Source organism: Shewanella sp. W3-18-1, assembly GCF_000015185.1.
Lineage (GTDB): Bacteria > Pseudomonadota > Gammaproteobacteria > Enterobacterales > Shewanellaceae > Shewanella > Shewanella putrefaciens.
This window is the reverse complement of sequence record NC_008750.1, coordinates 4,220,815-4,238,005: the sequence shown is the minus strand read 5'-3', so window position 1 is coordinate 4,238,005 and position 17,191 is coordinate 4,220,815. Positions and strand designations below refer to the sequence as shown.

The 17,191-nt window shown below is 45.1% G+C and carries 18 protein-coding genes and 1 pseudogene; 17 read left to right on the top strand and 2 right to left on the bottom strand.

Annotated features, from left to right (window positions below; all coding sequences use genetic code 11):
- Window positions 1-8 precede the first annotated feature (8 nt).
- Window positions 9-407, bottom strand: coding sequence for a ribosome-associated heat shock protein Hsp15 (gene hslR, locus SPUTW3181_RS19225; RefSeq protein ID WP_011790946.1), 399 nt, complete (start codon window positions 405-407; stop codon window positions 9-11).
- Window positions 408-659: 252 nt separating this feature from the next.
- Here hslR and gspC point away from each other — a divergent pair, with 252 nt between their 5' ends.
- The 12 genes from gspC to SPUTW3181_RS19165 all read left to right on the top strand — a co-directional run bounded on the left by gspC (window position 660) and on the right by SPUTW3181_RS19165 (window position 12,168).
- Window positions 660-1,586: a type II secretion system protein GspC gene (gene gspC / locus SPUTW3181_RS19220; RefSeq protein WP_011790945.1), complete on the top strand. Its 927-nt coding sequence runs from the start codon at window positions 660-662 to the stop codon at window positions 1,584-1,586.
- 24 nt (window positions 1,587-1,610) lie between these two features.
- Window positions 1,611-3,728: a type II secretion system secretin GspD gene (gene gspD / locus SPUTW3181_RS19215; RefSeq protein WP_011790944.1), complete on the top strand. Its 2,118-nt coding sequence runs from the start codon at window positions 1,611-1,613 to the stop codon at window positions 3,726-3,728.
- Window positions 3,721-5,286 carry a type II secretion system ATPase GspE gene (gene gspE / locus SPUTW3181_RS19210; protein ID WP_011790943.1) on the top strand — a complete coding sequence of 522 codons (1,566 nt, stop codon included), beginning with the start codon at window positions 3,721-3,723 and terminating at the stop codon, window positions 5,284-5,286. The genes gspD and gspE overlap by 8 nt, the downstream gene beginning before the upstream one ends.
- Before the next feature lie 3 nt (window positions 5,287-5,289).
- Window positions 5,290-6,513: a type II secretion system inner membrane protein GspF gene (gene gspF, locus SPUTW3181_RS19205; RefSeq protein ID WP_011790942.1), complete on the top strand. Its 1,224-nt coding sequence runs from the start codon at window positions 5,290-5,292 to the stop codon at window positions 6,511-6,513.
- A 63-nt stretch (window positions 6,514-6,576) separates the two neighbouring features.
- A complete protein-coding gene (gspG, locus tag SPUTW3181_RS19200; protein ID WP_011790941.1) occupies window positions 6,577-7,011 on the top strand; it encodes a type II secretion system major pseudopilin GspG in 435 nt (144 codons plus the stop codon).
- 1 nt (window position 7,012) lies between these two features.
- Window positions 7,013-7,585, top strand: coding sequence for a type II secretion system minor pseudopilin GspH (gene gspH, locus SPUTW3181_RS19195; protein ID WP_011790940.1), 573 nt, complete (start codon window positions 7,013-7,015; stop codon window positions 7,583-7,585).
- The gene (gene gspI / locus SPUTW3181_RS19190) at window positions 7,572-7,940 is read left to right on the top strand and encodes a type II secretion system minor pseudopilin GspI (protein WP_011790939.1); all 369 of its coding nucleotides are present in this window, start codon (window positions 7,572-7,574) and stop codon (window positions 7,938-7,940) included. Before gspH ends, gspI begins: the two co-directional genes overlap by 14 nt.
- Window positions 7,921-8,679: a type II secretion system minor pseudopilin GspJ gene (gene gspJ / locus SPUTW3181_RS19185; protein WP_011790938.1), complete on the top strand. Its 759-nt coding sequence runs from the start codon at window positions 7,921-7,923 to the stop codon at window positions 8,677-8,679. The genes gspI and gspJ overlap by 20 nt, the downstream gene beginning before the upstream one ends.
- Window positions 8,676-9,680: a type II secretion system minor pseudopilin GspK gene (gene gspK / locus SPUTW3181_RS19180; RefSeq protein WP_011790937.1), complete on the top strand. Its 1,005-nt coding sequence runs from the start codon at window positions 8,676-8,678 to the stop codon at window positions 9,678-9,680. Before gspJ ends, gspK begins: the two co-directional genes overlap by 4 nt.
- A 50-nt stretch (window positions 9,681-9,730) precedes the next feature.
- Window positions 9,731-10,918 carry a type II secretion system protein GspL gene (gspL, locus tag SPUTW3181_RS19175; protein WP_011790936.1) on the top strand — a complete coding sequence of 396 codons (1,188 nt, stop codon included), beginning with the start codon at window positions 9,731-9,733 and terminating at the stop codon, window positions 10,916-10,918.
- 1 nt (window position 10,919) lies between these two features.
- Window positions 10,920-11,396 (top strand): type II secretion system protein M, encoded by a 477-nt coding sequence (locus tag SPUTW3181_RS19170; protein ID WP_011790935.1) that lies wholly within the window; start codon window positions 10,920-10,922, stop codon window positions 11,394-11,396.
- 10 nt (window positions 11,397-11,406) lie between these two features.
- The gene (locus SPUTW3181_RS19165; protein ID WP_011790934.1) at window positions 11,407-12,168 is read left to right on the top strand and encodes a type II secretion system protein N; all 762 of its coding nucleotides are present in this window, start codon (window positions 11,407-11,409) and stop codon (window positions 12,166-12,168) included.
- Window positions 12,169-12,201: 33 nt separating this feature from the next.
- Here SPUTW3181_RS19165 and yrfG read toward each other — a convergent pair whose 3' ends face one another.
- Window positions 12,202-12,891, bottom strand: coding sequence for a GMP/IMP nucleotidase (gene yrfG / locus SPUTW3181_RS19160; RefSeq protein WP_041408257.1), 690 nt, complete (start codon window positions 12,889-12,891; stop codon window positions 12,202-12,204).
- Between the two features lie 106 nt (window positions 12,892-12,997).
- Here yrfG and SPUTW3181_RS19155 point away from each other — a divergent pair, with 106 nt between their 5' ends.
- From SPUTW3181_RS19155 to SPUTW3181_RS19135, 5 genes and pseudogenes are all read left to right on the top strand, one after another.
- Window positions 12,998-13,585: an aspartyl/asparaginyl beta-hydroxylase domain-containing protein gene (locus SPUTW3181_RS19155; protein WP_011790932.1), complete on the top strand. Its 588-nt coding sequence runs from the start codon at window positions 12,998-13,000 to the stop codon at window positions 13,583-13,585.
- Window positions 13,586-13,640: 55 nt separating this feature from the next.
- A pseudogene (locus SPUTW3181_RS19150) lies at window positions 13,641-14,645 on the top strand (phytanoyl-CoA dioxygenase family protein); the annotation flags it as partial.
- Window positions 14,646-14,656: 11 nt separating this feature from the next.
- A complete protein-coding gene (locus SPUTW3181_RS19145; RefSeq protein WP_227498124.1) occupies window positions 14,657-15,820 on the top strand; it encodes a hypothetical protein in 1,164 nt (387 codons plus the stop codon).
- Entirely contained in the window at window positions 15,807-16,304 is a 498-nt protein-coding gene (locus SPUTW3181_RS19140; protein WP_011790929.1) for a GNAT family N-acetyltransferase, read from the top strand. The genes SPUTW3181_RS19145 and SPUTW3181_RS19140 overlap by 14 nt, the downstream gene beginning before the upstream one ends.
- A gap of 225 nt (window positions 16,305-16,529) precedes the next feature.
- Window positions 16,530-17,129 (top strand): phage tail protein, encoded by a 600-nt coding sequence (locus SPUTW3181_RS19135; protein WP_011790928.1) that lies wholly within the window; start codon window positions 16,530-16,532, stop codon window positions 17,127-17,129.
- The last annotated feature ends 62 nt before the right edge of the window (window positions 17,130-17,191 follow it).

Here is a 17,191-nt window from a genome sequence, read left to right as displayed (position 1 = left end):
TCTCACTATTAGAATTCTTTAAAGCGAATGAGCTGACGTCGTTGCTTTTTATCTGGTTTATGGTCTGGCGCAGGATTATTGAGTATGTTCAATCGCCTGGCTTCTGCGTTTACTGCGCGTTTTGCCACACTGTTAGCTGTTTCTTCGTACAATTCTTGTGCGATTGATGCACTTTGGCGCAATTCGGATAATTTTTTTATCACGATCTCTTTATCGTCATATCCCTGACGTATCTTAAGGACGGCACCTATCTCTGCATTCTTACTAGATTTGGTGCGCGCACCGTTGTAATGTACTTTGCCGCCATTGATCATTTCCTTGGCGATGGCGCGGGTTTTAAAGAAACGTGCGGCCCACAGCCATTTGTCGAGCCGAACGCTGGTATTGTCGCCAAAACTTTGCGTCATAGTGTCTCCAAGGCAAAAGATCGATGAGTTCACATGTTGAACAATAAAATGCGAGAGCTGCATTTCTATTATGTTAAAGGGTGGCGCGCTTCACACCCTTTTTAGGCGGGCAAAGTTAGCATAAATGGGCGATTTTCGCCAATGACAATACTGTTATGGGGTTGTTGCCAAATGCGGCCTAGGTTAGCATGTGGCTGGCATCATCAATTTATATAATCAGAACAGAGACCTGTATCGAGGGTCCACATAAATATGGATTTATTAGATAAAGTTATCGCAAAAGCTGCCAGCATTCCTCATAAGCCCTTAAGTCAGGTTACGTTCTGGTTTGGGTTTATTGTCAGTTTGTTATTAGCGGCACAAATTACTTGGAAGCTCGTACCTACTCACTCATCACCCAGTGCGTGGTCACCGACGGCCACCACGGTAGGCAGTGGTGCGGGCCAAATCGACCTTACGGGTTTACAACAACTTGGACTGTTTGGTAAAGCTGACGCTCAGTCCGAAAGACCTAAGGTTGAAGTGGTAGAAGCCATCACCGATGCCCCTAAAACAAGCCTATCTATCCTATTGACGGGGGTGGTTGCTTCAACGGCAGATCAAAAAGGGCTCGCGATTATTGAGTCCAGTGGCATTCAAGAAACCTACAGTCTTGGGGACAAGATTAAAGGTACTTCTGCTTCACTCAAGGAAGTGTATGCCGACCGTATCATCATCACTAACGCGGGGCGTTACGAAACATTAATGCTTGACGGGCTAGTGTATACAAGCCAAAGCGCAGTTAATCAGCAGTTACAGCAAGCCAAAACAAGCAAAGTAGAGCAAACTGTCAGCCGTGTTGATCAACGCCAAAATGCTGAAATCTCCCAAGAACTGGCTGAGTCGCGTAATGAGTTATTAGCCGACCCCAGCAAAATCACCGATTACATTGCCATCTCACCCGTAAGACAAGGGGACGCGGTTGTGGGTTATCGTCTAAATCCCGGTAAAGATGTCAATTTGTTTAGGCAGGCAGGGTTTAAAGCGAATGACTTAGCGAAATCGATAAATGGGTACGACCTGACTGTGATGACTCAGGCGTTAGAAATGATGAGCCAATTACCTGAATTAACTGAAGTTTCCATTATGGTTGAGCGGGAAGGGCAGTTGGTTGAAATCATGTTTAGTTTGCCGCAATAACACGCGTTAGAGGAAAGTAACATAATGAATAATAAAAGGATTCGACGCAAACTGATTGCTGGAGTTGTGGCGGGCGCTGCCATGTTTACCTCCCAATTTGTTTGGTCAGAACAGTATGCGGCCAACTTCAAGGGCACTGATATTCAAGAGTTTATCAACATTGTTGGTAAAAATTTGAATAAGACCATCATTGTTGACCCAACGATCCGTGGCAAAATTAACGTACGCAGTTATGACCTGCTGAATGACGAACAGTATTACCAGTTCTTCCTTAACGTGTTGCAAGTTTATGGTTATGCCATTGTCGAGATGGAAAATGGCGTGATTAAGGTTGTTAAAGACAAAAGCGCCCAGACGGGGGCAATCCGTGTCGCGAACGATAATGATCCCGGCATTGGCGATGAAATGGTTACCCGTATTGTGGCCTTGTATAACACTGAGGCTAAGCAACTCGCTCCCCTGTTACGCCAGCTAAATGATAACGCTGGTGGTGGCAACGTCGTCAACTACGATCCTTCCAACGTACTTATGCTGACGGGCCGAGCCTCTGTGGTTAACAAGCTGGTGGAAATTATCCGCCGTGTTGATAAACAAGGGGATACATCGGTACAAGTGGTGCCGCTAGAGTACGCATCAGCGGGTGAAATGGTGCGAATTATCGATACCCTTTACCGTGCAAGCGCAAACCAAGCGCAGTTACCCGGTCAAGCACCCAAAGTGGTGGCCGATGAGCGTATTAACGCTGTCATCGTTAGTGGTGATGAAAAGAGCCGTCAGCGGGTGGTTGAGCTCATTCATCGTCTCGATGCGGAGCAAGCCAGCACAGGAAACACTAAGGTACGTTATTTACGCTACGCCAAAGCGGAAGATTTGGTTGAAGTGTTAACGGGTTTTGCCCAAAAACTGGAAAGTGAAAAAGATCCAAGTGCGCAGGCGGGTGCGAAACGTCGTAATGAAATCAACATTATGGCTCACACAGATACAAACGCTTTAGTGATCAGCGCCGAGCCGGATCAAATGCGTACTATTGAGAGCGTGATTAACCAGCTCGATATTCGCCGTGCTCAAGTATTGGTCGAAGCCATTATCGTCGAAGTTGCTGAGGGCGATAATGTCGGTTTTGGCGTGCAATGGGCTGCTAAAGCGGGTGGTGGTACTCAGTTTAATAACTTAGGCCCAACCATAGGTGAGATTGGCGCAGGGATTTGGCAAGCACAGGATAAAGAAGGTGATACTGTTACTACCCTTGACGGTAATGGTAATCCTGTAACAACTAAAAATCCTGATACCAGAGGTGATGTCACCTTACTTGCCCAAGCTTTAGGTAAGGTCAATGGTATGGCTTGGGGTGTGGCCATGGGGGACTTTGGTGCCTTAATTCAAGCCGTGTCGAGTGATACTAATTCTAACGTATTGGCAACACCTTCGATTACCACCTTAGATAACCAAGAAGCCTCATTCATCGTGGGTGATGAAGTGCCTATTTTGACAGGGTCTACCGCCAGTTCAAATAACAGCAACCCATTCCAAACCGTTGAACGTAAAGAGGTTGGGGTTAAGTTGAAAGTGGTGCCACAAATCAACGAGGGCAATGCGGTTAAGCTGGCGATTGAACAAGAAGTGTCAGGCGTTAACGGTAACACGGGGGTGGATATTTCCTTTGCGACTCGCCGTCTAACCACCACTGTTATGGCTGACTCTGGGCAAATTGTGGTACTCGGGGGTTTGATTAACGAAGAAGTGCAGGAAAGTGTGCAAAAAGTACCTTTCCTTGGTGATATACCCGTGCTTGGGCATTTATTCAAATCTTCCTCCAGTAAAAAGACGAAGAAAAACCTGATGATCTTTATCAAGCCAACCATTATTCGTGATGGTATGACAATGGAAGGGATTGCTGGGCGTAAATACAACTATTTCAGAGCGTTACAACTTGAGCAACAAAAGCGTGGCGTTAACTTAATGCCGGATACTCAAGTCCCTGTATTGGATGAATGGAATCAATCTGAGTATCTACCGCCGGAAGTGAACGATATTTTAGAGCGTTACAAAGATGGCAGAGGCCTAGACACCCAGATGCGTAAAACTGATTCAACGCTCAAAACGCTGGATGAAAACAAAAATAAAGATAAAACCAATGAGTGAAATTCAATTATCCCAAGTCGATGACTTAAGCCTAGCGTCTAATGAACTAGGCTTAGATACCGAAGGTGATGAGGTCTTTCGCTCCAATAGCAAAGAGCGTTTACCCTTTGCCTTTGCCCACCGTCACGAGGTGATTTTGGCCTATGGTGATACAGACGAATTAAGCCTGTTTCATACCGCTAAAACACCACTTGCCGCCATGCTTGAAGCACGGCGTTATTCGGGAGTTGATTTGCCCTTAGTGCAACTTGAGGCGGGTAGATTTGAGGCCAAATTGACTCAGGTCTATCAGGCTAATTCCTCTGAGGCACAGCAACTGATGGAAGATATTGGCAACGAGATGGATTTATTCACTCTTGCTGAAGAGTTACCTCAGACCGAAGATTTGCTTGAAGGTGATGATGACGCACCTATCATCAAACTGATTAATGCCTTGTTATCCGAAGCGATTAAAGAAGAAGCCTCAGATATTCATATCGAAACCTATGAGAAGCAGTTAATCGTACGTTTTCGTGTTGATGGTGTGCTTAAAGAAGTGCTTAAACCCAACCGTAAATTGTCGTCACTGTTAGTGTCGCGGATTAAGGTGATGGCGCGCCTCGATATTGCTGAAAAGCGTGTACCACAAGATGGCCGTATCTCATTGCGTATTGCGGGACGTGCCGTTGATGTACGGGTGTCGACCATGCCATCGAGCCATGGTGAGCGTGTCGTGCTGCGTTTACTTGATAAAAATGCGGGTAATCTTGATTTAAAACAACTGGGGATGACAGACGGTATTCGCGTTAAATTTGAAGAGCTTATCCGTCGTCCACACGGTATTATCTTAGTGACGGGTCCTACTGGTTCAGGTAAAAGTACCACGCTGTACGCAGGTTTAACTGAGATTAACTCCAAAGACACCAACATTCTCACTGTTGAAGATCCTATCGAATATGAGTTAGAAGGCATAGGCCAGACCCAAGTTAACACTAAGGCAGATATGACTTTTGCCCGTGGTCTAAGGGCGATTTTACGTCAAGATCCAGACGTGGTGATGATTGGTGAGATCCGCGATCTCGAAACCGCCCAAATTGCGGTACAGGCGTCACTCACGGGTCATATGGTGATTTCAACCCTGCATACTAACACCGCCTCTGGCGCTATTACCCGTTTGCAAGATATGGGTGTCGAGCCTTTCCTCGTTTCATCGAGTTTGCTTGGTGTGTTAGCTCAGCGTTTGATCCGAACTCTGTGCCCTAAATGTAAGATTGAACATGTTCCCGATGAACGTGAACGTGAATTACTGGGCATCGCCGCAGATGATAACCGACACATCTTCCGTGCCAATGGCTGTAAGGCTTGTGGCGAAAGCGGTTATCGCGGTCGTACGGGGATCCACGAATTACTGCTGGTGGATGATAATGTGCGCGAGCTTATCCATGGTGGTCGAGGTGAGTTGGCGATTGAAAAATACATTCGCCAGTTCGTACCCAGTATTCGCCATGATGGCATGAGTAAGGTGCTCATGGGCATCACTACACTTGAAGAAGTGCTAAGGGTGACCCGCGAGGAGTAAGCAATGCCAGCATTTGAATATAAAGCACTGGATGCCAAGGGTAAGCAGCTTAAAGGCGTGATAGAGGCCGATACCGCCAGACATGCCCGTAGCCAACTGCGGGAACAGCGTATGATGCCGCTGGAAATTCTTCCCGTTACCGAAAAAGAAGCCAAAGCCAAAAGCAGTGGGTTTTCTGTTTTCAAACGTGGGATTTCAGTCGCTGAACTTGCCCTTATTACTCGCCAAATCGCGACGTTAGTGGCGGCGGGGTTACCTATTGAAGAATCCCTTAAAGCCGTCGGTCAACAATGTGAGAAGGATCGTCTCGCGAGTATGATTATGGCGGTGCGTTCACGGGTCGTCGAAGGTTATAGCTTTGCCGACTCCCTTGCTGAGTTTCCGCATATTTTCGATGACTTATACCGCGCTATGGTGGCCTCGGGGGAAAAGTCAGGGCACCTAGAAGTGGTCTTAAATCGTCTTGCCGATTACACCGAGCGCCGCCAACAGCTTAAGTCAAAACTGCAACAGGCAATGATTTATCCGATAGTGCTGACTGTGGTCGCGATTGGTGTGATTTCAGTATTGCTCGCGGCTGTGGTACCTAAGGTTGTTGGTCAATTTGAACATATGGGTGCAGAGTTACCCGCTACCACTCGTTTTTTGATCTCGGCGTCTGATTTTGTCCAAAACTACGGCCTCTTTGTGGTGTTGGCGATAGTATTGTTGGCAGTCGTGTTTCAACGGATGCTTAAGTCGCCAGCATTTAGAATGAAGTACGATAGTTTTTTACTGAAAATGCCTGTGATTGGTCGTGTCAGTAAAGGCCTTAATACGGCGCGTTTTGCGCGTACCTTAAGTATTCTTTCTGCCAGTTCTGTCCCCTTGCTTGATGGTATGCGTATTGCGAGCGAAGTACTGCAAAATATGCGAGTACGTGCCGCGGTTGATGATGCAACAGCACGTGTGCGAGAGGGAACCAGCCTTGGTGCTGCGTTGACTAACACTAAGCTGTTTCCGGCAATGATGTTATATATGATTGCCTCGGGCGAGAAAAGTGGTCAGCTCGAACAGATGCTAGAACGGGCTGCGGATAACCAAGATAGGGAGTTTGAAGGTAACGTCAATATTGCCCTTGGCGTATTTGAACCTATGTTGGTGGTGAGTATGGCGGGTATTGTGCTCTTTATCGTTATGGCGATTTTGCAGCCGATATTAGCATTGAACAACTTGATTAGTAGCTGATTGTTGAATTTATGGATTTATAGCCAAGCCAATTGGCGTAGGTTTTTTTAGGAGAAGTAGTTGATGCAAATAAACAACAGACAAAAAGGTTTTACCTTACTCGAAGTGATGGTAGTGATTGTTATTCTTGGTATTCTGGCCTCTATGGTCGTGCCTAATTTAATGGGTAACAAAGATAAAGCCGACCAACAAAAAGCCGTATCAGACATAGTGGCGCTCGAGAATGCGCTAGACATGTATAAGCTAGATAATGGCGTTTATCCAACGACTGAACAGGGTTTAGAAGCCTTAGTGCAAAAGCCAACCATTTCACCAGAGCCGCGCAATTATCGTGAAGAAGGCTATGTCAAACGCTTACCACAGGATCCATGGCGTAATAATTACTTACTGTTAAGCCCAGGCGAAAACAGCAAGCTCGATATTTTCAGCGCAGGCCCAGATGGTCAACCAGGTACCGAAGATGATATCGGTAACTGGAATTTACAGAATTTCCAATAAAATGATAAAGCTGCGCCAAACTGGTTTCACCTTAATGGAGGTGATGCTGGTGATTTTGCTGATGGGACTCACCGCTGCTGCAGTGACTATGTCTATTGGTAACTCGGGGCCACAGCAGGCCCTTGAAAGAACGGCGCAGCAGTTTATGGCCGCGACAGAATTAGTGCTCGATGAAACGGTTTTAAGCGGTCAATTTATTGGTATTGTGATTGAAAAAACCAGTTATCAGTTTGTTTTTTATAAAGATGGTAAATGGAATCCTCTGGAAAAAGACAGAATGCTGTCTGAAAAACAGATGGAGACTGGGGTGTCGTTAAACTTGGTGCTCGATGGTTTACCTTTAGTGCAAGAAGATGAAGAGGAAAAATCTTGGTTTGATGAGCCATTTATTGAAGCTAAAACCGAGGATAAAAAGAAACATCCAGAGCCTCAGATCATGTTATTCCCCAGTGGTGAAATGAGTGCTTTTGAACTGAGTTTTATCGCAAAAACCGATAAGGGACAGATTGATGTACTGGTGGTGGGTGATGCGCTTGGGCGTTTAACTCTAGGACGGCCAGATGAAATACGTTAAGGGCATGACCTTGCTTGAAGTGATTGTTGCGCTGGCGGTATTTTCTGTTGCCGCGGTTTCAATCACCAAGAGTTTGGGTGAACAAATGGCAAATATGCCCATTCTGGAGTCGCGTACTCTGGCGCAATGGGTTGCTGACAATCAGATGGTCGATGTCAGGCTTGAACCTCAGTTTCCTGAATTAGGTAAAAAAGAAGGCCGAGTTGAACTGGCAGGAAAGGACTGGTATTGGCGCCGAGAAGTTGTAAAAACGACGGATGATAATTTTAGAATGATCCGCATCAGCGTCAGTGAGGATGAGCGTTATCAGCGTATTGCAGCACAAGTGAGCAGTTATGTCCTTAAAACTAACTAAAGCTCACACAGGCTTTACGCTGCTTGAAATGTTAATCGCTATTGCGATTTTTGCCATGATAGGTGTAGCGGCCAATGCAGTGTTAAGTACGGTATTGACCAACGATGAAGTGACTAAAAACTTTTCGACTCGCCTAAAGGCATTGCAGCAAGGCTTTGGTGCGATTGAGCGTGATTTAAACCAAATGGTCGCGAGAACACCAAGGTTACTCGAGGGTGGACGTGGTACTACGGTATTCCAAACGGGTAATGAGCTTTTAGACTCAGAATCTGAGGCACTCGTCTTTTACCGTTTGGGTTGGTTAAATCCCGATGGCTTATTACCAAGAGGCAGCTTGCAGTCCGTCGCCTATGTGGTGCAAGAAGGGCGATTGGAACGCTGGTATTTTCCCTACCCAGAGCCTGAGTTTGGTGCTGAGCCGATTAAGACTGTGATCATCGATAACGTGTTGTCGGTAGAATATTCCTTCTTTATGGAAGATAAATGGGAGCGAAAAGTCGAAGCGACTAAGCTGCCTAAAGCCATCGCGATGGAAGTGGATATTGAAGGTTTAGGTAAAATTCAGCGTAAGTTCTTGTTGCCATTAGGGGCCTTAGCACCTGAAAAATCTAAGGACGATGACAACAAAGATAAGGATGATCCAAAAGACGACAATAAAGAGAATGAAGATACTGGTAGCGGTGATGGCTCTGGCGAAGTGGATCCTAATGACGATCCCGAAGACGAGGGTCGAGAATGAAAAACCGTATTCAGCTTCACTCTAAACAGCGCGGTGTCGCACTGATTGTTGTGCTTTTGATTGTGGCACTGGTGGTGATTATTGCCACGAATATTACCAGTCGTAATCAGTTATCAATGCGCCGAACATTGAACTTAGCCCAGTACGACCAAGCCTATTGGTATACGATTTCGGCAGAAGAGTTGGCGAAAAAAATTCTAAAACAAGATTTAGAGGATTCCGAAGGAAAGGTGCATCGGCAGCAGTATTGGGCCATGAGTGATGTAGTATTCCCGGCGGAATATGGTGAAATTGCTGGCAAGATCACCGATATGCGTTCCTGCTTTAATTTAAATGCTTTGTCTGCCACAACGAAAGAAGTCGAAAATGGGCAACCTAAGTTACCCTTGGCGGCAAGACAATATAAAGCGTTGTTGGTGAGTTTGGGGATGGATGATTTTTCGGCGGATCGTCTGACACAAACCCTAAAAGATTATATCGATGAAGATACAACAACCAGCCCCTTTGGCGCCGAAGATGCAGAGTATGAAGCGCGAAATGTGCCGTATCGTGCCGCAAATACCCTGATGAATCACCGTAGTGAATTGCGGGCAGTAATGGGATATACCCAAGATATTTATTTGAAATTATTACCCTATATTTGTGTTATTCCGGGAAATGATAGGCAATTGCTCAATGTAAACACCTTAGAGGTGGAGCAAGCTGCATTGCTTGCGGCCATGGTTGAGGGGCAAATTTCAGTTGGTGAGGCAGAGAGTGTCATTAATCAACGCCCTAGCGATGGTTTTGCCAAAATAGATGATTTTTATGAAACCTCTTCCATGCGGTCGATCAAATGGGAGGATGCAATGAAGTCGAGTTTTGTTATCGACAGTCAGTATTTCCTTCTCGCCTCCGGCGCTAAGGTCGACAATGCCATCTTTAGAATGGAGAGTGTGCTCAGAAAAGGCAGCGGTAACAAAATGGAAGTGCTCACCCGTCAGTTTGGTGGACAAAAATAATAGCAATCAAGCTCAATTCTTTTTTAGGTTGAAGCTGGTGGAGAAAAACTGTGAGTGAACGGCTATTTATTCGCTTAGGCAGAAACACAGAGCAGGCTTGCTCTTGGTTGGTATGGTCTGAGCAAGAACAAGAAATTATCGCCTCTGGCGAACTTGCAAATGCTCAAGGTTTAGCGACCCTAACTGAACGTGCGGGTAATCGTCCTATTGATGTGCTTGTGCCCGCATCAGCAATGACCCTAACCAGTGTTAATTTGCCTGAAAAAGGCCAACGTCAAGCCTTGAAAGCACTGCCTTTTATGTTAGAGGAAATGCTAGCAGATGATGTTGACGCTATGCATTTTACCGTTGGACCACGTAATGGTGATGCCTTAAGTGTGGTCGCCGTTGCCCATGAACAAATGCAAACTTGGCTGAATTGTTTAACAGAGGCAGGGTTAAAAGTTAAACGTATCGTTCCCGACTGTTTGGCTTTGCCATTGCAGGAATGCCAATGGGCAGCGATGCGTTTTGGCAACGAATTACTGCTAAGAACAGGCTCTGGTACAGGCCAAAGTTTGCCACTTTCTTGGCTGCCACTTGCGATGAAACAACTGGTCACTAAGGATGAAGATATTTCAGTAGCCAGTTATACCGATTTCGAGCTTGAAGGTGTTGAGCTTAAACAGCAACCTTTAGATTTACCAATGTTGGTGCTTGCCCGTGGTATTTTAAATGCGCCTATTAACTTACTCAGTGGTGTTTATACGCCTAAGCGCGAATACAGTAAGTACTTAATTTTATGGAAAAATTCCCTCATTATACTCGGGGTCGCCTGTGTGCTTGCCCTTGTGAATAAAGGGCTGACGATCCATCAAGTCAATAGTCAGATTGCCGATCTGAAAGCGCAGAGCGAGTCGATTTACCAACAGGTTGTGCCGGGTAATACTCGGATTGTGAATCTACGTTCGCAAATGGAAAGTCAGTTACGAGCCTTGCAGGGGCAGGGGAGTGGCGCCGAGTTTTTTGCAATGTTGGCTGGTTTACAGGATGCCTTTAAGCAAGTCCCTGAGCTTAAACCCAATACGTTAAGATTTGAAAGTGCTCGTAACGAGATCCGTATGCAGGTTACCGCTAAAAATTACGCACAGATTGAGAAATTTAAAGAAATTGTTGGACGTCGTTTCCAACTCGATGGTGGCACGATGAATAGCGCTGAAGATCAAGTGACTAGCACCTTAACCTTGAGGAGCAAATAAGATGAATAATTTGCGAACTTGGTGGCAGGGGCTGGCGTTACGCGAGCAACAGTTAGTGGGTTTTTGTGTCGTATTCTTGGTGATAGGAGTGTTCTATTGGGGTATTTGGACACCGATTGCGAATGCTGAAGCCGATGCATTACGTAACCTCACTGCCCAGCAACAGACTTTGAACTATGTAAAGCAAACGGCAAATAAAATTGCTGGACTGAAGCAAAGCGGTGCTAAACCTGCGATGTCTGACAGTTTAAGCTCGGTGGTTAACCAAACAGCGGGCAGCTATGGCTTAGTGATCACGCGCATGCAACCCCAAGGCGATAAGATCCAAGTGTGGATGGACGATGTGCCTTTTGATGCCTTATTAGGTTATTTGAGTGAGTTGGTTCAGAAAAAAGGTTTATCCCTCGAAAGTGTTGATTTGGCTGAGGCTGGTACGCCAGGCTATGTCAAAGTAAGACGTATCCAATTAGCGCAATAGAGGTGTCGTTGTGAGCTTGATAAAAAAAGTCATCATAGGTGTACTGATTTATTTAGTATTTTTAGTCGTTCTATTTCCCGCTAAGATTGCGATAGCTTTAGCGCCATTACCTGCGAACATCAGTATTTCGGGGGTGAATGGCAGTATTTGGTCTGGCAGTATTGAAACCTTAAGTGTGCCGCAACGCCAACTTGAGCAAATACGCTGGGAGCTGAGTCCTTGGGCGTTATTTTTAGGAAAAGTTAAGGTTGATTTTCAGATAGGTAGTCGCGCGACGCCAGTCAGTTCTAAAGGGCTGGTCACTTGGTCTTTAGGTGGCTTAAGTGCCAAAGGATTACGTTTTGAGGCGCCAGACAGTTTTCTTATTGGTAATGCTAAGTTGCCGTTTAGAACTGAAATAACGGGTGAAGTCAGCCTATTAGTCGAAACGCTTGAGCAGGGTAAGCCTTGGTGTGAGCAGTTATCAGGTAAACTGTTTCTAAATCAAACCCATGTGAAAAACCAGTTTGGTGAATATCCATTAGGCAATATTGAGCTAGGGTTAAGCTGCGTTGAAGGTAAAGCTCAGTTAATGACCGATGAAACTAAAAATCAGTTGGGCATTGTGGGCACTTTGCAATTAGTGGAGGACAACATGGTGAGTGTTACCGCTAAAATTAAAGAAACTGCTGAGCAACCTAAGGATATGCGTGAATCATTGGGAATACTGGGCAAACGTGGTACTGACGGTTATTTCCCTGTGGTGTATCAGGGGCGTATTCCGGGGCTGTAGTTACAGTATTCGGCTTAAAGAGGATAAAGGCACTCAGGTGCCTTTGTTTTTATTATCTTTTTGTTGTTTTAAATCATCAAGTAATAAGTGATAGTCAGTAATAGCTGGGAAGTCGTGAAAGATTTTTAGCGGTTTTTGGCTATCGGGGTTGGCTATCCCCAGTTGATGACCCACGCCTGCTAACCTTGCTGCATTGAGTATCGGCTCACTGTCATCGATAAAGAGGCAACGGCTAGGATCGAGGACAAATTTTTCAAACAAGGTTTGCCAAAATTGTGGATGTTCCTTGGGATAACCTGTTTCGTGGCTTGAAATCATCCCATCTAGCCCTGAGCCAAGTTCTGTATGCTCAAGCTTTAAAGCAAGACTTTTGGGGTGCGCATTGGTAACAAGAATACGTTTTTTACCCGCAGAGGCTAAGGCATCTAAAAAGGGCATACTATCTTGGCGTAGTTGAATGCGATCCACCAAAGTACGATGCAAGCCCATAATGTCGAGCTGAAGTGTTGCTTGCCAATAATCGAGGCAATACCAATCGAGTGTTCCTGCCACTTTTACATAGGCACTCACGACTAATTGTTGCGCGTCATCCGTGCTAATACCTCGCTGCTGACTCAATTCCTGTGGTACTAAACTCAGCCAGAAATGATTATCAAAGTGTAAATCTAATAATGTGCCATCCATGTCGAGTAGCACTGTGTCTATAGTGTTCCAGTTAAGCATGGGATATTCCATTTGTTTCAAATCATGGGTTAAAGTGTTGCTGACTTGTATGATTGTGACGTTGTGCTAGGCTTGGTTGACTGACCTAAAAACACAGCCGTTAGATATGGATATCGACTCTTTTGCTTTGCTTGCTCATATTTCAAATACCCACCAGATACTAGTAGAACTTAATGCATTGTTGCAACAAGACTGGTTGCCCCATGTTAATCAACGTGATTATCAGGGCGGTTGGGATGTTCTTGTCCTGCGCTGTGCCGCTGAGTATCAAGGGGCCCATCCTATCTTGCAAGCCTTCTCTATATCATCGGCCGAAGATTGGCGTAATTTGCCTTGTCTTGAGTCTAGTCCTGCGCTCTTAAGCTTTATTCAGTCCTTAGGTTGTCCTGTTAAATCGGTACGTTTGATGCGTTTGCATGCTGGGGCTGAAATTAAACCCCATAGCGATAAAGGGCTTTCTCTTGAGTATGGCGAGGCGAGATTGCACTTGCCGCTGCAAACGAATGCACAGTTAAATTTTTATGTGGATGATAAGCGCGTTCCAATGCAGGCGGGAGAGCTTTGGTATATCAATGCCGATCAAGTTCATTGGGTTGAAAATAAAGGGCAGGAAGCACGCATCAATTTAGTGATTGATTGCGAAGTGAATACTTGGCTAAAGGATTTAGTGAATGCAGCAGAAATTAGAGTGTGAAGCAGGATCATCTTTAAGTGTGGAAGCGTTAGCCACATTTGCTAACACCCTGTTGCAGAAATCCGTTTTAGTCTCGAGTGAGGATTTAGGGGGCGGTGGTATTTATCATTTACTGCGCCTATGGCAAAAAGTGCAGTTACAGAAAGGCGGCGAGTCTCTCCCTCTACTCGCCCATGAATGGCTTTTGGATAAAGCCTTGCTGGATCTCTGTGGTATTGGTCTAGAGCCGGGGCTAAAGGCCCTATACCAAAATGACGATCTACAGACATTTATCAAGCTGATACTGCAGACCACTAAGCTCACGGCGGAAGATATTGGCGTTATAAATCAACGCCTGCGAGATCTATCTTTAGGTATTGCGCGAACGGTTACGCCTGGGGTCTTACCCCCTAATATAGTGTTAAGCGATGCCCAACTCGACTTTTGGCACCGCGAAGGTTACTTAGTGATCCCGCAAGTGTTATCGGTAGAGCAATGCGCTGCGACTCGCGCCTTAATTTGGCAGCAGTTAGGGGCAAATGAAAAAGAACCCCAAACTTGGTATCAATCCCATGCATTGATGCAAAAAATTATGCTGCAACTGTTTCGCCATCCGCAACTGGACGCGAATCGACAAGCACCCAAAATCCGTCAAGTGTTTGAACAGCTTTGGCAGCGAACCGATCTGGTGATGACAACCGATAGAGTCAGCTTCAATCCTCCAGAAACACCAACATGGCATTTCCCAGGGCCTGATATGCACTGGGATATGCCGCTGCAATTACCCATAGTGTTTGCAACTCAAGGATTAATTTATTTAACCGATACCAGTGCCGAGCAAGGTGCGTTCTGTTGTGTCCCTGGATTTCATCTCAAAATAGAAAACTGGCTCCTTGAGCAGAACAAAACGGATATAGAGCTTCAGCAGCAGGATTGGCATGAATGGCCAGTTAAATCGATAGCAGCCAAAGCGGGCGATCTCATCATTTGGCACCATGCTTTGCCCCACGGAGCGAGTCCTAATCGGGGTAAATTACCCCGTATGGTGCAATACATTAACTTTTACCCTGTGGCTTCCTGATGGTTAATGATATGCAAGAGAGACAAAACCGTTATTGGCAGTTATTACATCAGCCTGACCGACTTTTGTTACTGCATCAAGCAAGCAGTGTTGAGCAATTTGTCACCTTAATGGGAGATTGGCTGGCTTGGCCTGAGCTTACTTTAGATCAAATGCTGGCTTTTATTCATATGCAGCGGTGGGAGGATTTTACACCAAAATTAGCACTATTTAGCCAAGCGTGGCTTCCCTATCGCTATTGCTCCCAAAGCAAAGAGGTGTATTGGATCCCTGCATTTAATCAATTATCTAAGCCCTTTCTTGAGGATGATATTAGCGATATCCGTCTAGGCTTATTGGCGATTTTTATCCAACCTAAAACATTACTCAAATCTCTTTTAACACAGTGCGACTCTGTGCCCGAGCTCCATCCTTGCCTCATGATCTTCCATTGGTCGCGTTGTGGTTCAACTTTAGTTTCAAGTAGTTTTTCTAAACTAAATGATTGCCTTGTAATTTCTGAATCTATGCTATGCAGCGATATTATGCGCGATGACTTTTGGTCACAGGAAGTAAAGGTAAAGCTGGTTGATTTATGTTTAAGGCTGCAAGGGCGATTTAGGCATGGTGAGCGGCATTTAGTGGTGAAATGGAATGCTTGGGATTTGGCTTACTGGCCGATGCTTTTAGCACTTTACCCGCAGAGCCGCGTGCTATGCCTGATACGTAATCCTAAGGATATTTTGGCTTCTCACCAACGTCTTGCGGGTCGTCATATGGTTGAAGGGCAAGGTTTACTTTCAACTGAGTGGCATATACAGCAGATAGAAACTGTGAGTACAACCTTTAGCTTAAATAAATTTCGTATCAGTGTATTACAGCATCTAGCGCAATTAACCCATGCCTTACTGAACTCAAATCGAGCGATTTTGTTAGATTATCAACAAGTAAAGGATTTTCATCCCACAACACTCTCTACCATCTTAGGCAGGCCATTATCTATGGATGAAATAGAGTGCTGGCAAGATCATTGGTGTTTTGATGCAAAACAGCAGGGGCAAGTATTTACGCCTGCTGTATCAAATGAACCAGTCCCTCTTCGTGAATTGCAAAGCCCATCGTGGCAGCAATTATTTATGACTTATAACCAACTGTTGCAGCGTTTATATTGGGATAAAAAGCATGATGCTAGATGAGTTCAATTCACTAATTGGCTTAAGTGCTAAAGCCGCTAATGCAAACGACAACCCATTTATGGCACAGCTTTTTTACTCTACAAAACCTTTCTTTTATGAACTGGGTTTACCCCGTGAAGTGGTTGACACTATGTTGGCGAAACAATATCAACTGCAGCAAGCCTCTTATCGGGAACAATATCCAAATGCGAACACTTATATCTTGTTTTATCACCAGCAAGCCGTCGGGAAAGTGATGCTCGATACCAGTGAACATAGAGTCCATATTATTGATTTGATTGTGATAAATAGCATGAGGGAACAGGGTTTTGGCTCGGCCATTTTAGCGTTCATTAAGCAAGAGGCGGCAATACGTAATTTACCCGTTGGTTTATCCGTGGAGAAGGAAAATGCGCGAGCTAAAAAGCTTTATCTACAACATGGATTTAAGCTTGAAAGTTGTTCTGACACCCACGAGTTGATGTTATGGGGTGAAGTGACGTGAAAGCATTTACCTTGATTTTTTGGGGGCTCGATTGTGTTTATCAATTTTTAATGTATGTTTAATTGTAATAATTTTGTTTTATTTTTGTTTTCATATTATCTAGATAGTCTCTCATCGCGTGATGTGGATGATGTTGCAATCAGCTAAAGGAACTCGCTGTCGATTAAATGTCGAGAGTAATTAAATCGTTAACTAGACAAAATCGTTATTTTAAGGAGAAAAACAATGTCAGATCCATTTATTGGTGAAATCACTATGTTTGCAGGTAATTTTGCTCCCCGTGGCTGGGCTTTTTGTAATGGACAATTACTGTCTATCTCGCAACATACCGCACTTTTTTCAATTCTAGGCACCACCTATGGTGGCAATGGCCAAACGACTTTTGCACTGCCTAACCTACAAGGGCGTGTGCCTGTGCATCAAGGCCAAAGCCCTGGCACCAGTCAATATACCCTGGGACAAACGGGTGGAACTGAAAATGTGACCTTGACAGCCAATGAATTACCCGCGCACGTTCATTCCGTAGCACTAAATGGAACAGGAAATACGAGCGTTGCATTGGGAGCTTCCTCCGCGAATGGTAATACCGCTACTCCTGGGCCAACCACGGTGCCCGCCAAAGTGGTGAGTGGCTTAGCTGCTCTTAATGCGTTTAGCACTACTGCACCAGACACCACACTATCGCCTGTGACTGCCACCACAACTGTTAACGTAAATGGAAATACAGGTATTTCTGGTAACAATATGCCTGTTTCTGTCGTTCAACCTTATCAAGTTGTTAATTTTATTATTGCTCTTGAAGGCATTTTCCCTTCACGTAATTGATGCTCTGCCGCTGACGCCAGGGACGAGCACTACTTAAAATAAGCTTTTAACGGAGAAGTAAA

What these genes read in the sequence shown, in the direction of transcription:
- hslR (WP_011790946.1), bottom strand. Translation starts at nt 407, where the DNA reads ATGACGCAAAGTTTTGGCGACAATACCAGCGTTCGGCTCGACAAATGG.
- gspC (WP_011790945.1), top strand. Translation starts at nt 660, where the DNA reads ATGGATTTATTAGATAAAGTTATCGCAAAAGCTGCCAGCATTCCTCAT.
- gspD (WP_011790944.1), top strand. Translation starts at nt 1,611, where the DNA reads ATGAATAATAAAAGGATTCGACGCAAACTGATTGCTGGAGTTGTGGCG.
- gspE (WP_011790943.1), top strand. Translation starts at nt 3,721, where the DNA reads ATGAGTGAAATTCAATTATCCCAAGTCGATGACTTAAGCCTAGCGTCT.
- gspF (WP_011790942.1), top strand. Translation starts at nt 5,290, where the DNA reads ATGCCAGCATTTGAATATAAAGCACTGGATGCCAAGGGTAAGCAGCTT.
- gspG (WP_011790941.1), top strand. Translation starts at nt 6,577, where the DNA reads ATGCAAATAAACAACAGACAAAAAGGTTTTACCTTACTCGAAGTGATG.
- gspH (WP_011790940.1), top strand. Translation starts at nt 7,013, where the DNA reads ATGATAAAGCTGCGCCAAACTGGTTTCACCTTAATGGAGGTGATGCTG.
- gspI (WP_011790939.1), top strand. Translation starts at nt 7,572, where the DNA reads ATGAAATACGTTAAGGGCATGACCTTGCTTGAAGTGATTGTTGCGCTG.
- gspJ (WP_011790938.1), top strand. Translation starts at nt 7,921, where the DNA reads ATGTCCTTAAAACTAACTAAAGCTCACACAGGCTTTACGCTGCTTGAA.
- gspK (WP_011790937.1), top strand. Translation starts at nt 8,676, where the DNA reads ATGAAAAACCGTATTCAGCTTCACTCTAAACAGCGCGGTGTCGCACTG.
- SPUTW3181_RS19170 (WP_011790935.1), top strand. Translation starts at nt 10,920, where the DNA reads ATGAATAATTTGCGAACTTGGTGGCAGGGGCTGGCGTTACGCGAGCAA.
- yrfG (WP_041408257.1), bottom strand. Translation starts at nt 12,891, where the DNA reads ATGCTTAACTGGAACACTATAGACACAGTGCTACTCGACATGGATGGC.
- SPUTW3181_RS19155 (WP_011790932.1), top strand. Translation starts at nt 12,998, where the DNA reads ATGGATATCGACTCTTTTGCTTTGCTTGCTCATATTTCAAATACCCAC.
- SPUTW3181_RS19145 (WP_227498124.1), top strand. Translation starts at nt 14,657, where the DNA reads ATGCAAGAGAGACAAAACCGTTATTGGCAGTTATTACATCAGCCTGAC.
- SPUTW3181_RS19140 (WP_011790929.1), top strand. Translation starts at nt 15,807, where the DNA reads ATGATGCTAGATGAGTTCAATTCACTAATTGGCTTAAGTGCTAAAGCC.
- SPUTW3181_RS19135 (WP_011790928.1), top strand. Translation starts at nt 16,530, where the DNA reads ATGTCAGATCCATTTATTGGTGAAATCACTATGTTTGCAGGTAATTTT.